Annotated in this window: 14 protein-coding genes; 1 reads left to right on the forward strand and 13 read right to left on the reverse strand. The window is 46.6% G+C overall.

What is annotated here, in order from left to right:
• Positions 1-123: 123 nt before the first annotated feature.
• The 6 genes from AXX12_RS15060 to rpoZ form a co-directional block, all read right to left on the reverse strand.
• Entirely contained in the window at positions 124-480 is a 357-nt protein-coding gene (locus tag AXX12_RS15060) for a zinc-ribbon domain-containing protein (protein WP_074431380.1), read from the reverse strand.
• A 25-nt stretch (positions 481-505) separates the two neighbouring features.
• Complete coding sequence (locus AXX12_RS15065) at positions 506-2,044, reverse strand: hypothetical protein (protein ID WP_066244539.1); 1,539 nt, start codon at positions 2,042-2,044, stop codon at positions 506-508.
• A gap of 303 nt (positions 2,045-2,347) precedes the next feature.
• Positions 2,348-3,532, reverse strand: coding sequence for an MFS transporter (locus AXX12_RS15070; protein ID WP_066244542.1), 1,185 nt, complete (start codon positions 3,530-3,532; stop codon positions 2,348-2,350).
• A gap of 188 nt (positions 3,533-3,720) precedes the next feature.
• A complete protein-coding gene (recA, locus tag AXX12_RS15075) occupies positions 3,721-4,764 on the reverse strand; it encodes a recombinase RecA (RefSeq protein WP_066245198.1) in 1,044 nt (347 codons plus the stop codon).
• Between the two features lie 153 nt (positions 4,765-4,917).
• Positions 4,918-5,085: a hypothetical protein gene (locus AXX12_RS19435; RefSeq protein WP_156478692.1), complete on the reverse strand. Its 168-nt coding sequence runs from the start codon at positions 5,083-5,085 to the stop codon at positions 4,918-4,920.
• A gap of 99 nt (positions 5,086-5,184) precedes the next feature.
• Positions 5,185-5,391: a DNA-directed RNA polymerase subunit omega gene (gene rpoZ, locus AXX12_RS15080; protein WP_066244545.1), complete on the reverse strand. Its 207-nt coding sequence runs from the start codon at positions 5,389-5,391 to the stop codon at positions 5,185-5,187.
• 392 nt (positions 5,392-5,783) lie between these two features.
• On the opposite strand from rpoZ, the gene AXX12_RS20035 reads away from it, so the two are divergent.
• Entirely contained in the window at positions 5,784-5,915 is a 132-nt protein-coding gene (locus AXX12_RS20035) for a hypothetical protein (RefSeq protein WP_269448409.1), read from the forward strand.
• Between the two features lie 266 nt (positions 5,916-6,181).
• Here AXX12_RS20035 and AXX12_RS15085 read toward each other — a convergent pair whose 3' ends face one another.
• Genes AXX12_RS15085 through AXX12_RS15115 form a run of 7 tightly spaced genes read right to left on the reverse strand, consistent with a single transcriptional unit; the run spans position 6,182 to position 14,146 of the window.
• Positions 6,182-7,690, reverse strand: coding sequence for a tripartite tricarboxylate transporter permease (locus AXX12_RS15085; protein ID WP_066244548.1), 1,509 nt, complete (start codon positions 7,688-7,690; stop codon positions 6,182-6,184).
• 11 nt (positions 7,691-7,701) lie between these two features.
• Positions 7,702-8,166, reverse strand: coding sequence for a tripartite tricarboxylate transporter TctB family protein (locus AXX12_RS15090; RefSeq protein WP_066244551.1), 465 nt, complete (start codon positions 8,164-8,166; stop codon positions 7,702-7,704).
• A 24-nt stretch (positions 8,167-8,190) separates the two neighbouring features.
• The gene (locus AXX12_RS15095) at positions 8,191-9,195 is read right to left on the reverse strand and encodes a tripartite tricarboxylate transporter substrate binding protein (protein ID WP_066244553.1); all 1,005 of its coding nucleotides are present in this window, start codon (positions 9,193-9,195) and stop codon (positions 8,191-8,193) included.
• A gap of 2 nt (positions 9,196-9,197) precedes the next feature.
• A complete protein-coding gene (locus AXX12_RS15100; protein WP_082816906.1) occupies positions 9,198-10,472 on the reverse strand; it encodes a nickel-dependent lactate racemase family protein in 1,275 nt (424 codons plus the stop codon).
• On the reverse strand, positions 10,469-12,274 hold the full coding sequence (locus AXX12_RS15105) for an alkaline phosphatase family protein (RefSeq protein ID WP_082816907.1): 1,806 nt from the start codon (positions 12,272-12,274) through the stop codon (positions 10,469-10,471). Before AXX12_RS15105 ends, AXX12_RS15100 begins: the two co-directional genes overlap by 4 nt.
• A 15-nt stretch (positions 12,275-12,289) precedes the next feature.
• On the reverse strand, positions 12,290-13,438 hold the full coding sequence (locus AXX12_RS15110; RefSeq protein WP_066244557.1) for a mandelate racemase/muconate lactonizing enzyme family protein: 1,149 nt from the start codon (positions 13,436-13,438) through the stop codon (positions 12,290-12,292).
• A gap of 33 nt (positions 13,439-13,471) precedes the next feature.
• A complete protein-coding gene (locus tag AXX12_RS15115; protein WP_066244560.1) occupies positions 13,472-14,146 on the reverse strand; it encodes a GntR family transcriptional regulator in 675 nt (224 codons plus the stop codon).
• Positions 14,147-14,289 lie beyond the last annotated feature (143 nt).

Consider the following 14,289-nt stretch of genomic DNA (forward strand, 5'->3'; position numbering starts at 1 on the left):
TGCGCCACTAAAGATAATATATCACCCGCGGTTATCTGGCTTTTTGGCCTCAAAAAAATTAAACTTTCAAGTGATTTAAATATAATAAAGGACGGCTGCCAGTTGCAGTCGTCCTTTATTTACTCAGAAGAACAGTCGGTTGAGAATCCACATGACAACAGCACCAACCATCAAAAATACAATCATCGGTACTGCGAAGAACAGGAAGATCGCTATCACTAGACCGATAATCAGCAGTGTAATTAGACCTGATAGTTTATTATTACCGCCCATATGAACATGACGGAAATAAACACGTTGCTGCTGTTGGCTATCATTTCTATCTGACCGTTCGCCCCCATCCTGGTCAATCGTGACTCCGTCAAACGATTCACGTTCTTGTGGAGACAAAACCGAAACTGGCGACACAGGTTTACCACAATTTGGACAACTAGTAGCTTCATCTGTCAGGGTAAAACCGCAATGGACACACCGCATCATAACGCCTCCTGTCTAGCCAAACGTATTATGAGGAGTAAAGCAGTAAAAGAATCCCCTCTTCACTGAGATAGCGCGGATCATGCTGTCGAAGACCCAGTGCCTCGGAAAGCCGGCGCCGGTTAGTATAAACACTGGCAACCGAAACGCCTCCTTCATCTGCCAAATCATCAACAGATACGGAAAATGGGGTATTCATCATCGCATAGCAGGATATAACGGCAGCTGTCCAAGCACCGCTTTTTCTCATTTTAACATCTGATACTTGGCAAAAGTCATGCCACAGGGACTCTGCCAACACCAAATCGTGCGAGGAAAAACCATACTTCGGCATTAACTGTTTTAACTGTTCAGTCACACGTGGATCAGACGCTCGGATAACATCTGGGCGGGCCGGCACCGGAAGTGAATCATTGACAATAGTAACATTCAATTTTGCAAAAGTAGTCAGCAAAGTAATCGTATGGCGAACTGCCAAGCAATGGCGCGCAAGAAAAGTCGACCAGGAGGCGCCAGGTTGCTGAATATCAAATAGCTCCTTCAACCGCAACACTTCTTGTTTGACACGCTGTCGCAAATTGACACTGACCTCAAGGCTGGCAATATAATTAGTAGCAAACGATCCATTGTCGAATACGTGACCGAAAAACAACAACCGTTTCATCATTTTATAATCAAAATCGGGGTAAGGCAAACGAAACGTTTCATCTGTTAATAAGTTGACGCACTCCACCCACTCTGCATCAATGATTCGCTGAATATAAAAGACCATATAGCGCGCCTTGCTCAAATGCTGGAGTACCGTTTTCTCTACTCCAGAAATGCGGTTCTTACTTCGCAAATAGTGTTCCACTGGAGAAAGATCATCTTGCCGCATATGATAATCAAATAAGAAGTAATCCCAGAATCCGATCCAGAAGTCGGAAAAGCTATCCTCTTCCAGCGGTGGTATTGCCTGCAGGGGTCCAACATATAGGTAGAGCGCACGATGAAACTCTTCATCATAGTCTTCACGTTGAAAATAGCTGCCCATCTTCAGCATGATCTTTTCCATCGTTCCAGGGATGGCCCCACCCACCTCTGGCAATAATGGGATTTGCGCGTTGGAAGTCGCCGAATCCGAGTTCGAATTACCCTCCCCATCAGTACTGCTAATAGACAAGTTCAGCCGTTTTCCTCCGGCAATCTGTTCTGCTGCAACCTGTAATTCCAAGGTTTCATGAATCAGTTTGCGACTAAGCAGGTATTGATAGAACTCATCAAGTACTGCAAGAAAATGCCGCACAGATTTCAAGCTTGCCTTAAAGCCGGAGGCATTCAAATCTAGCCAACGAATGGCATCTGCGTAATCTTCAGCAACTAATTCGTCAAGAGATTGATAGTGGGTATATGACAAATATATTTGTAAAGCTTTCAATTGTTTCCATATATCACGAAGCTCTTTATCTGCTGATCCAGACCATGCCTTCTGCCGCAAAAATCCCTCGATCCATTCGCGAGCAATAATCGAGGGTTCAGTTAGTTCTTCTTCAAAGAATACCTGGACAGACTCATACACATTTTTCATTAATTTGCGAAGTCTCCTAATCTAGCGTTGAAGCGCACAATACCAAGTTATTATACCATTTTTCATTGTATGAAGCCAGACCTCTGCAAGTTAGCCTCCTCCTTGCCAGTTCATTATTTACATTTTTGGGTTTATTGACTGCACAAGACACCAATTAAATAAGCCGTTAAAGAAATCTCCATCTCTCAAACGGCTTGGCAAATTCCCCTATTGACATCCTCATGCTACTTTTCCCCAATAGTAACGTTGTAGTCAAGGAGACTCAAAGGCGATTTCAAGTCTTCACGAATAATTCCTTTAGATCTAGCATGATTCACTCTTTGTTTCCTTACTGCGCCAAACAGCTACGGCAGATCCAACTAATACGATACCGGTAAAGACAAATACGGCTTTGATCCCTGAAAGCGAGCTAATAATACCGCCAAAAATCGGACCAAGCATTGATCCGAGTTGATTGGCACTTGTTGTCAGTCCAAAAGCTCGTCCGCGAAAATCACTGTCGGTATTAGCCACTACCATCGCATTAATAGCCGGTATGACACCAGCGATAAATAAGCCAAAGACAAATTGAACAAGGCTAAATTGAACTATATTGCCAACAAAGAACTGTAGTGAATTAATCACACCAGCACCAGCAAGCGTGGTAATAAGAATAATGTAAAAGCCTCGCTTTTGGCCGATTTTCCCCCAAAATGGCGCCGCTAGCGCTCCAGCAACGCCGGTTAAACCGAAAATAAAACCGGACAGTAATTCTGCACCGTCCAACTTTCCCTGTAACTCAGCAATATACAAAGTAATTAAGGGTTGCAATACCATGGTCGTCATCTGAACCAGCAGCAACAGGAAAAGTAATTTAACAAGGGCACGATTAGACAGCGCAGCTTTAATATCTTCCCTGATGCTGCCTGTCTTAGCTGTTGCACTGGATTTTGGTTCTTCAACCAGCAGCCATGCCGCTACTGTTGCTAGAAATATAATAAGCGCCGCAATCACAAAAGATTGGCGCATTCCATACAGATGAGAAAGTGTCCCTCCTAGAAGCGGACCCAAAATACCGCCACACAATAAACCAGTCTGCATAAATCCTAGACTAGTGCCCATTTTGTGTTCAGGAACACTGGATGACACAATAGCGAAAGAGGCAGGCACAAAGCCATTGGCTACGCCCTGTAATATGCGCATACCTAACAGTTCATACGGAGTTCTAGCCAATGAGCCTAAAAAATAAACCACTGCAAGGCAAAATCCGGCACGAATAAGCATACGCTTTTTGCCCATCTGGTCTGCCTTTCTGCCCCAATAAGGTGCAAGCACAGCTGCAACCAAAAATGTCGACGAAAAGATAATACCTGACCAAACCGTGACATTATTTTGATTTACTCCTAATTCAAGCAAATATAATGGTAAAAAGGGAATGACCATCGTGTAGCTGGATCCTGATAAAGCTACGCCGATGCACAATACCCATAAATTTCGTTGCCAAATCATGTAGACACCTCTTATTTAACCGTGAAAACTTATTCTATTATACTACTTTCTGACGACCATCTCTATAAAACTGATATATAAAATGATACATAAAAAGTTCGCCTACCAAGGATAGGCGAACCTAAACTCATCATTAGAGATTCCTCACAATAGCTAAAAGTGTTGAATTGAAGTCTCTACAGCTAATTCTACTCGCCCATTTGTTCGTTAATAGAAGCGCTTTCCATTTCCGTTGGTATTTTCACGGTTCCCGTTAATAAACTTTCACGAATCTTGGTTTCAATGTCAGCCGCCAATTCCGGATGATCCTTCAAGGTCTGTTTGACGTTTTCCTTCCCTTGACCCAAACGCTCACCGTTATAGGAATACCACGAACCGCTTTTCACCATAATATCAAAACTGGTACCCAGGTCAACCAGGATACCTTCACGAGAAATTCCCTGGCCGTACATGATATCAAACTCCGCCACCTTAAAGGGAGGGGCAATTTTATTCTTAACCACTTTGGCACGTGTACGGCTGCCGATAGATTCAAGTCCTTGTTTGATTGTTTCCACCCGGCGAACATCAATACGAACAGATGCATAAAACTTCAACGCACGGCCGCCAGTCGTTACTTCCGGGCTACCGTATGTCACACCAACCTTTTCCCGCAATTGATTGATAAAGATGACAAGGGTTCTTGATTTACTGATCACACCGGTCAATTTACGCAATGCTTGTGACATCAAGCGCGCTTGTAAGCCAACATGAGAATCGCCCATTTCTCCATCAATCTCCGCTTTAGGGACAAGAGCGGCAACCGAATCAATAACAACAATATCAAGGGCATTGCTACTTACTAATGCCTCAACAATTTCGAGAGCTTGTTCGCCATTGTCTGGTTGAGAAATCAGCAAATTATCAATATCTACGCCTAACTTTTTTGCATATAACGGGTCAAGAGCATGTTCTGCGTCAATAAATGCAGCCATTCCCCCTGCATTCTGGGCTTGAGCAACGACATGCAACGCTACTGTTGTTTTACCAGATGATTCTGGGCCATAGATCTCAACAACTCTACCGCGAGGAAGTCCACCAATACCTAATGCGACATCCAAGGATAACGCTCCTGTTGGAATTACATCAACCTGCATTTTGGCAGCGGCCTCTCCCAATTTCATAATAGAGCCTTTGCCAAAATCCTTCTCAATCTGTCTCAAAGCCGTTTCAAGGGCCTGTTGCTTCGTCATGACTGCTTTTTCCGCCACAGCAATCCCTCCTTTACCGAACAAATGTTTGACTTAAGTATAGTCCAATACATTTGTTCTGTAAAGCAGGAAAACATGGACCAACTCTAAAACGCCAAATAAACGACGATCTTCTTTTATGCATAGTTCCACAAACTAGAAGACACCTCGGTAACTCTTCTTTTGGTTTTTCGTAGGGTTTGCCTTCTTAAAGTCTTCAATCATTTCATCGATATTTTTCTTTCTATCCGAATCAACAGCCTCGTCGACGATTACGTTCGTTCTCTCTGATGTACTTTGGGCCTCATCCTGTAATTCGTTCATGTATTCCTCCACAGATAATCATAGTTGCTGTGCTAGCAATTATAGTGTTATCCCGGTCGTACGACCGGGATAACAAAGTCTTACCGCAATTTGTCCCATTTATTTTATGCCGGTTTTGGTCCGTTGATAACCAATCTTGTCCTGAGCTATTTCTTCTAAGGCAATCGTTACCGGTTTATTCGACCGGCTTTCGGTTAACGGTTGATCTCCGCTCATAATTTCACGAGCCCGTTTCGCAGAAAGTACCGCCAGTGTGTATTTGCAATCAACTTTTTCCATTAGTACATCTAAGGGTGGATAAATCATTCTAATCTCTCCTTCCAGATTGAAAAAATAATCCTATGTCGTGAAAACTGGTCGCCCCCGACTTGAACACTGTGTTCGCAGGGTACGACCAGTTCTAGACGGTCAGAATAGGATTGTGGGATGCCACTGCAAAAGCTCTGTCTCCCATTCTGTATTTCGGCAGCCGGAGACTTCCATGTCTTGTTTATAAATTAGGTTATTGTTGTAGTATAAACAATTTATAAAATTTTATCCTTATATTTATTTTATACTATTAACTACATATTAGCAATAGCAACCACCTTAACCGCTCACTCTTGACAGAATGATTCATCACTCTCAATCTAGTTGAGCTGGTTTTGACAGCATAAAGCAAGGAAAATAGGAAAGTCTAACACTGAGGAGGTGGTTTCATGGGTGGAAGAACATTAGATCAGTTCAATAGCCGTCAAAAGGCCAAAGCCAAAGATTCAAAAGCCACGAACAAACAAGATGCCATGTCAACTACAAATCAGTCCACTACCCGCGATAAGGAGAGAATCTAGTCATCAAAAACGCCAGACTATACAACCTGGCGTTATCTAACATTAAATTCATTCTATTTTACAAGAGATTGACAAGCAATATTTTGGACATATCATAGGCTAGTATCGGTATCTCTAACATTGAAGAAGAAGGGCTCATTCCTTGATACAGGGATGAGCCCTTCTGGAGTCGGTACTGGTTTATTTTACTGCATTATAGCGAACCGTGGAGTTCCTACATGGTAGGAGGCCTCTCGGTTCATGAGAACATCGGAATGCAATGACAATCAGCGCTCTCCATGTCTGAACACATTATTTTTTTGTTTCTTTACAATCCCCCATAGAAGCGGCAGTATTAAGACCGCAGCCGCTAATAGGCCTAATCCCTTTGACATCGAACTAGCGAAAAATACGCTGAAATCTCCCCGCGACATCATCAGTGACTGCCGAAACGAATCCTCAAGCATTGGACCGATAACTAACGCCAATACCAGCGGCGCCGGAGGAAAGTCCAATTTGCGCAATGCATAGCCTGCAATGCCTGCCACCGCCATGATGACTAAATCGGCCAATGAGTTATTAATGGCAAACGCGCCGACAACACATAAGAGTAACACCGACGGCATCAAAAACTTCAGCGGCACACGCAGTACCTGAACAAAGAGACTAACCATCGGCAGATTAAGCGCAAGCAGCATTACATTGCCGATGTACATGCTGGCGATAACTCCCCAAAATACATCCGGATGCTCCGTCACCAGCAGCGGTCCGGGCGTAATGCCGTGGATCATCATAGCAGATAACAAGAGCGCAGTCGGTGGAGCGAACGGAATACCGAGCGACAAGACAGGTACAAATGCCCCAACAGCTGCCGAATTATTGGCCGACTCAGGTCCAGCAACTCCTTCCGGCGCTCCTTTACCAAATTCCTCTGGGGTTTTGCTGAGTTTTCTCTCCAGGGTATAGGAAATGAAGGTGGAGATAACTGCCGCAGGCCCGGGGACCAGACCGACGATGAAGCCAAGCAAGGAACCCCTCGCTACCGGTCCGGCTGAGCGAGTAAGCTCTGACCTATTAGGCAATAGTTCACGGAACTTAACCTTGATAACTTCCTGATGTTCCAGAAGTTTCCGTTCGGCAGCCTCTAGCACCTCGGCGATTCCGAACAGTCCCATCGCAACCGGCACAAAGTCAACTCCCTGTTCAAGCGCACCAATGCCAAATGTCATTCGTTGCTGACCAGTGAAAATGTCAAGCCCTATCGTCCCTACCATCAAGCCAACGGCCACCATCACCATTGACTTAATCAATCCTTGACCATTTAACTGACATAATACAATTAAACCAAAAACCGCAATGCTAAAATACTCAGGCGGTCCAAATTTGAGCGCTAGCTCAGCCAACTGCGGCGCTAGCAAGGAAAGCATTATCAATCCGAAAGTTCCGGCGACAAAGGAACCTATCGCAGCAATGAAAAGAGCAGCACCGCCGCGCCCCTTGCGCGCCATCTGGTATCCATCCATAGCGGTCACTACTGAGCTGGACTCGCCTGGGATATTAACCAATATTGACGTTGTCGATCCGCCATACATCGAGCCATAATAGATACCGGCAAAAGTAATAATAGCCGTTACCGGAGGCAGGTTATAGGTGAGTCCCAACAGCAGAGCCATTGAACCGACGGGGCCAATTCCAGGCAGTACCCCTACTAACGTACCAAGGAACGCGCCGAGGAGGCCGAATAATAAATTTTCCGGCGTCAGCGCGACTGAAAATCCGTATAATAAATTTTCCACAGCCTACCTCCTTACCATCCGAATAAACCCGTCGGGAACTGAACCCCTAACCACTGCGAAAACAGATAATACGCAATACCGGTCATCAATATAGCAATCCCCAAAGCCGCCCAGCGTCGTCTATATCCCATCACCAGCAAACTGACGTACATTAGTGGCGTCGTGCCAACAATGAAACCCAGGTTGTCCAGAAAAACCGGATAGACTAGTATGCCGGCTGCGATAATCCATGGACCAGGACCTACTCCTTCGTCTACAGTATGGGTGTTTGCGGCCTCAGTTGAACGTTCTGCCAGCCAAACGTTAAGCACTAATAACACAGACAATCCCAGTGAAATCCAGCCAATAAGCCACGGCACGTAACCAATATCCGGGGCGGCCGTCGAACCGACGGGGAGGCGGTTAGCCTCCCACAGGTAGACGATGGATATTATGGCAATCCCGATTGAACCAAGTGTTGTTTTATTCATTATCATTGTCTAACCGCCCTTTCAGGCTGCTTATTGTTTCGGCGCTGCCTTCGGCAATTCGTCCACAAGCTTTTTAATTATCGGTTTTTGTGTATTAATATAATTTTCAAGTTGCTGAGCATCCATGACCTCAATCATAATGTGCAGATCGGCCATTTTCTTTTTAAATTCAGCATCATCAATTGCTTTGCGGATAGATTCTGTCAGAGTCTGTTTAACATTAGCCGGAAGACCTTTTGGAGCCATGATGAATTTTTTAACTCCTAAGTCGACATCGAATCCTTTTTCCTTCATAGTCGGCGTGTCAGGTAGTTCACTAAAACGGGTGGCTGAGGAAATAATAATAGGAATCAGTTTTCCTGCCTTGATGTGTGGTAGAACTTCGGCAGGGTGAGATGTACCAACCTCGACATGTCCGCCTAAGATAGCAGCAACAGCAGGCGCGCCGCCTTTAAAGGGCACAGGCTGTGCTTTGATACCGCCCTGCTGGAAGATATGAGCAGCGCTGAGTTGAACGAGGCTTCCCATACCGGACGTACTGTAACGCATTACAATGTCCTTCTCTTTGGATGCCTTGACCAAATCATCCCAAGTCTTATATGGAGAATTGGCGCTAACTGTCAGCACAATTGGTTCGGTAGTCAGATTCATTAGAAACTCGAAGTCTTCCTGTTTGTAACGAACCCCTTTGTTAATCAGAGGTTCGGTCAGGAAATGCCCACTCACTCCATGTACCAGCGTATATCCGTCTGCCTTATTTTTTGCTACTTCAGCCAATGATACAGTTCCGTTTGCCCCTTCGCGATTAACGACAATGACCGGTTTTGATAGATTTTTTTCCATTGCCTGCGCTAATGCGCGGTCGATCAGGTCGCTTGATCCGCCTGGTGCGTAACCGCTAACAAGGCTAATTTCTTTGGTTGGGAAATTTGTCTTCGCAGTATTATCGGCAGCTTTCTTGCCGCCGCAGCCGGTCACTAGTGCACCCGCTAATACCAATACCGTCAGTGAAGCCCATATACTACGCTTCTTCATTGTTACCCCTCCATACTTTCATTCTCTACCAAAGGCAAAATCTCGCCGCCATGCCACAGAATTGACAAAGTAACGCCGCGGCCGACAGAGGCCTGTGCCAGAGCGTCGCTAGGTGATACTGCTGAGCGAAAGCCAATACTTGCCGCTTCCTCTGGACTAATTCCCCGGCTGACTAGCCAAGTAGGTGTCCTAGCTATCACATTTCCTACCCTCGCCAGATAGGAGGCTACATTCAGGTCATTGATGCAGCCGTCCTTGACTAGTCCCTTTACTTGGTGTAGTGGACGAAAGCCGTATTGCCGGATTAAATCACCATGCGAGCGGGATATCCCCTCCGGGCACTCTGCTAAGAGAACGATGGCACCGCCTGGCTTAACCACAATCGACGCCGCTTGCAGCGCCTTTGTTGCCTGCCATAGATCCAACTCCGACGGGACTGACTCAGCGATGACGATGTCAGTCCGCCGTTTAACTTTCACTCCATAGACTGACTCTGCTAGACGGCAGCCTACACGGTGGGCCTCTATCGGATGGCCGGCGAACACGCCAACTAAACGACCGCGCCGATCCTGCACAACATTAACAATAAACCGTAAGCCAGCTGCTAGCGCCACTTCCTCAATCTGCTGCCGTACAGGATTATCAGCCTGACCGAGGATTTCGGATGCATGATAATAGGCGCTCATCCAATGAGTCTGTCCTGTTGTCGCCGGGCCACTGACCCCTGGTTGGATAATCTTCCCACCACCACTGAAACCCGCCACTCGATGTGGCACGATATGCCCGATACCAATAATGTAATCTGCGCTAAGCAATCGTTTGTTCAACCAAACAGGAAGACCTGATGAAGTTTCTCCTGTCAGTATCAAACTATTTGGATCCCCCCACGCATGATTATAGACAGCATAATCACGGCAGATCTGAGCCCCGAGGCGTTCAGCCATCTCTTGCTCGCTCATCGGACGATGCGTCCCTAAAGCAATAAGAATTTCGATATTTTCCTTTATGGTTCCGGCCTCGTGCAAACGTTTCAAAACCAAGGGCAGAATCTCGCGTACCGGAGTGGTCCGCGATAGATCGTCTACGACGATAACGACTCGATCCCTTGGCCGAACCGCGCTTTCTAATGTAGGCGATCCGATCGGCGCAGCGAGAGCCTGCTCGATTAGGTCTCTGCCCACTTTGTCTGAGCTAGTAAACTCCGCCGGAGCATATTCATCAATGCTAAACCCAGCTGCTTCGATTGGCGTGAAATAGGGATTGGTGAAACTATTCAACGCGCCACCTCGTCTTCAGTGAGGAGATCATTCATGACTACCCCATCAAGTGAAGCGTGCTTCAGTCCAAGCAGATGCGCGATTGTCGCTGCGGGGTCCACCATGCGGTATGAGCCTTGAACGGTTTTATCATGGTAATATCCGCATCGAATCCCTGATCCATACGCTAGTAAGACGCCATAATTTGAAGATACATTTGTTTCAGCTGTCGGTTTCTGCGGCCCATGGTTGGCACCAGGTATCTCTATCGAACAAACGTCCTCGCCGCTAGCACTGACTCCCCAAACGAAACCTGTATCGTAAGCGAATATAATATCGCCTGCATGCGGCCCCCAGTAACCGATACCCATCGCGTCTTCTTTCTTTAACGCTACAGCTACTGCATTGCGAATCGTGCCATTTTCCTTCACATGCCAATTGCCGAGCGCGTGAAGAACTAAATCTCTAACTGGCTCATAGTACTGACGCGAGACGATTCCGGTTGAGTCACGGCCTTCAAGGTTAACGTAAATCTCCAAGCCGCCTCTCTCATCCTTCAAAAAGACTTTGCTTTTTTCCAGGATGACACTGCCGTCTGAGCGTAGTTCGACCAGGCCCCATTTTTCTAGATAGCGATAGATATCACACATATATGAGTTTGGTACTGCACCATGATCAGAGGCTAAGAACAGTGTTGTGTCGTCATCCATTCCCGCCATGATGCGCCCGATCGTCCGATCCAATATTCGGTAACATTCTCGCATAACATTTCCATAGATGTCCGCTTGCTCCGAATTATAAAACGGCGATGCAGGATCGTACTGTCCTAGACAGTTGTGGTGCGATTCATCAACCAATCTATGTACCGTGGCCCAAAGAGAAATATTATAGTCACGCGTTAACTTTACTGCAGAATCAGCTAACCAAAACGACTGATACTCTCCCTCTTGGTAGGCCGATGTCCGATAGTCTTCGGCCGGGGCAACCTTGGCCGTCCATTTGCTGATGAAGGGCCCAAGTTGGTTAATTAGGTCCTTTTCCAGCGCCGGATCATTAGACAGCCCCTCTAAGTGCATTACCTGACTTTGAATGATCTCTACATCGCCGAGTTCACGATCATATTGCGCCAGCCAGAAACGCCCCATGCCGATTTTATCGCCTAAACGCAGCGGCACCCATTGACTCCATTGTCCTATGCGCAATACAACCGTTTCTTTATCGACTTGAAGAGCAAGGCCATCTGCATCCGGTCGAGCCGTCAGTGTCAATACAGCTCCCGAGCCCTCAAGCTTCAGCCGATACTCCCCTTCTGTAGTGACAATTGGTCGCCAGGAGCCCTTGTTGTGATAGGCCAACGCTGAGGTAGGCGGCCATCCCAACTTCTGCTTTTTTCCTTGTTTTTTTGCAGTCCGCTCATCATAGCGGGTGGTATGAATCGCGGACGAACACAATTCATAGGGTGAAGCTTCTGATCGTCCCCAGAATGGTGCGAATTCGAAATGAGGGGCTTTGCCAGAAACGCTTTCGGGGAAATGGACCAGAGCCGTCCGTCGTCCCGCCTTTTCCAGCAAAGATAACAAATTGTGCGTCTTGTGATTATCCGGCGGCATTGTCTGACCAATCCAAGCCGTCCCCGGACACTGCCCGGATAGGAAACTAACCCAGTTGACATCTCCCCACGCTGAGATAAACGGCAGTAATTCTGCTGAGGCCCCAGCCTTAAACATCGCCGCGATATTGGGTAAAATTCCTTCATCAACGAAACGCCGCAACAATGGCATCGTCAGTCCGTCAACACCAAAGACAATAACTTTCTTCATCATCCGACTCTCCGTGCTTTACCGTTTGACTTCATAACGTTCGATGACCTCCCGGTTGATTTCAACACCGAGACCAGGGCCGGTGGGAATCTTAACCATGCCGTTTTCCATGTTAATTGCGTTAAAGATAAGGTCTTGGCGGAAGGGATGAGATGACTGATCATATTCAAGCATTGGTTCAATGGGGTTAAGCGCAAGCGGTGCAGGCGGCACTGTGGCCAAAAACTGCAACGACGCAGCTAAGCCGATACCCGATGCCCAGACGTGAGGAATTAGCGTCATATGCCATGCCTGAGCCAGCGCAGATATTTTGCGGCATTCAGTGAATCCACCGGCAGAGCAAAGATCAGGTTGCAAAATATCGACCGCTCGCTTACTAATCCATTCGCGGAAGCCGATCTTTGTGAACTCATTCTCGCCGGCAGCCAAGTAGATGTTCGTTAAATTCTTTAGTTCTCGGTAGCCATCGATATCCTCAGGGGAAATAGGCTCCTCAAACCAATAAATATCCGCATCCTCGACAGCTTTAAGGATTTTTCTAGCCGACGATACGTTATAGGCGTGATTGGCGTCAAGCATCAGCCTGATATCAGGACCAATTCCTTCTCTGACGCCCCAGATATAGCGAATATCTTCTTCCACGCCGAAGCCAGTTTTCAGCTTCATTGCCGTAAAACCTTTGGAACGATGCATTTTGGCCTCTTCAACAGCGGCCTCTGGATATTTCTTATCCTCTACTCGGTAAAAACCAGTAGCATAAGGCCTCACCTCACTGCGATAAGCACCGCCAAGCAGTTTATGCACAGGTTTGCCTGTTGCGCGGCCAAGACAGTCCCAGATGGCGATATCCACTGCACTAATGGCATTGGGTACAGCTCCCTTCTGCCCAAACGGACGCGTCAGGTTATACATACGCTCCCACAACACATCGACATCGAAGGGATCTTGTCCCACAATAATCGGCTTTAATGCTGCTTGGACGATGGTTTCAGCGATTTCAGGCGGCTGCAGCCCGTGGCAAAGTGATTCCCCCCAGCCAGTTATCCCCTCATCGGTAATCAGTTCAACGATCATCGTGCCTCGCTTTTTTACCCAGCCCATAGAAAAGGCAAAAGGTTCGTCAAGCGGAGTGGACAGCACGTGTGTCTTTACATCAATTATTTTCATAGTCCCTCTCCTTGCATTTGTATAATGAAGTGCCTACCAAACGACTCGTTCATTGACTATTGCTTCAAATAGGCTGCGTTTGCTGCTGCGTATATGATTACGCATTGCCTGTTCCGCTCCCTCGCCATCACGTTTTGTAAGCGCTTGCAGAATTTCGCAGTGCTCCTGGTAGGACAAGAGCGCCCGTCCAGGCAAACGAATCGCCATGATATGAAACCGTCTTAAATGATCGCCGTATAGACCAAGAACTCGATTCATTTGTTTATTGTCTACAGCCGCAAAAATCTGATCATGCAAAATATCGCCTGGATCAACAGCTTCCTGTCCATCAGGCGCAGTAGCTGATGAAACCCTTACCATATATTCGTTTAACTCGCGCAGAACATCATCTGTAATCGATTCAGCGGCAAGTCGAGCAGCAATCCCTTCCAGAGCCTCCCTAACAACAAATATCTCCTGAATGTCCCTTAAGGATATATCTGCGACAAACCACCCTTTACGCGGCGTAAGGTTGACAAAGCCCTCCTGCTCGAGCCGATGCAAGGCTTGACGGATGGGAGTGCGGCTCATGCCAAGGGTCTCCATCAGTTGAATTTCAGTGATGGGACTGCCAGGACGAAGCTCCAAATTCAACAACATGTTTTTCAACGTATTATGCGCTAGGTCGCTTAAGGAAGTCTTCCCCGCACTGGAAACTACTTCAGACAAGTTGTTCCCCTACCTTCTTTATTGAATCCAATTAGTGTACCTATTGTATACAATAAAATTATACAATTCAACTTATTCTTTCGTCAATGGGTATTTACGCCATACGTTAGGCTTATTAAAAGATTAAGGTGCTTAAGGGTATA

It is taken from the genome of Anaerosporomusa subterranea, from assembly GCF_001611555.1.
Classification (GTDB): domain Bacteria; phylum Bacillota; class Negativicutes; order Sporomusales; family Acetonemataceae; genus Anaerosporomusa; species Anaerosporomusa subterranea.

What these genes read in the sequence shown, in the direction of transcription:
- AXX12_RS15060 (WP_074431380.1), bottom strand. Translation starts at nt 480, where the DNA reads ATGATGCGGTGTGTCCATTGCGGTTTTACCCTGACAGATGAAGCTACT.
- AXX12_RS15065 (WP_066244539.1), bottom strand. Translation starts at nt 2,044, where the DNA reads ATGAAAAATGTGTATGAGTCTGTCCAGGTATTCTTTGAAGAAGAACTA.
- AXX12_RS15070 (WP_066244542.1), bottom strand. Translation starts at nt 3,532, where the DNA reads ATGATTTGGCAACGAAATTTATGGGTATTGTGCATCGGCGTAGCTTTA.
- recA (WP_066245198.1), bottom strand. Translation starts at nt 4,764, where the DNA reads ATGACGAAGCAACAGGCCCTTGAAACGGCTTTGAGACAGATTGAGAAG.
- AXX12_RS19435 (WP_156478692.1), bottom strand. Translation starts at nt 5,085, where the DNA reads ATGAACGAATTACAGGATGAGGCCCAAAGTACATCAGAGAGAACGAAC.
- rpoZ (WP_066244545.1), bottom strand. Translation starts at nt 5,391, where the DNA reads ATGATTTATCCACCCTTAGATGTACTAATGGAAAAAGTTGATTGCAAA.
- AXX12_RS20035 (WP_269448409.1), top strand. Translation starts at nt 5,784, where the DNA reads ATGGGTGGAAGAACATTAGATCAGTTCAATAGCCGTCAAAAGGCCAAA.
- AXX12_RS15090 (WP_066244551.1), bottom strand. Translation starts at nt 8,166, where the DNA reads ATGATAATGAATAAAACAACACTTGGTTCAATCGGGATTGCCATAATA.
- AXX12_RS15095 (WP_066244553.1), bottom strand. Translation starts at nt 9,195, where the DNA reads ATGAAGAAGCGTAGTATATGGGCTTCACTGACGGTATTGGTATTAGCG.
- AXX12_RS15105 (WP_082816907.1), bottom strand. Translation starts at nt 12,274, where the DNA reads ATGATGAAGAAAGTTATTGTCTTTGGTGTTGACGGACTGACGATGCCA.
- AXX12_RS15110 (WP_066244557.1), bottom strand. Translation starts at nt 13,438, where the DNA reads ATGAAAATAATTGATGTAAAGACACACGTGCTGTCCACTCCGCTTGAC.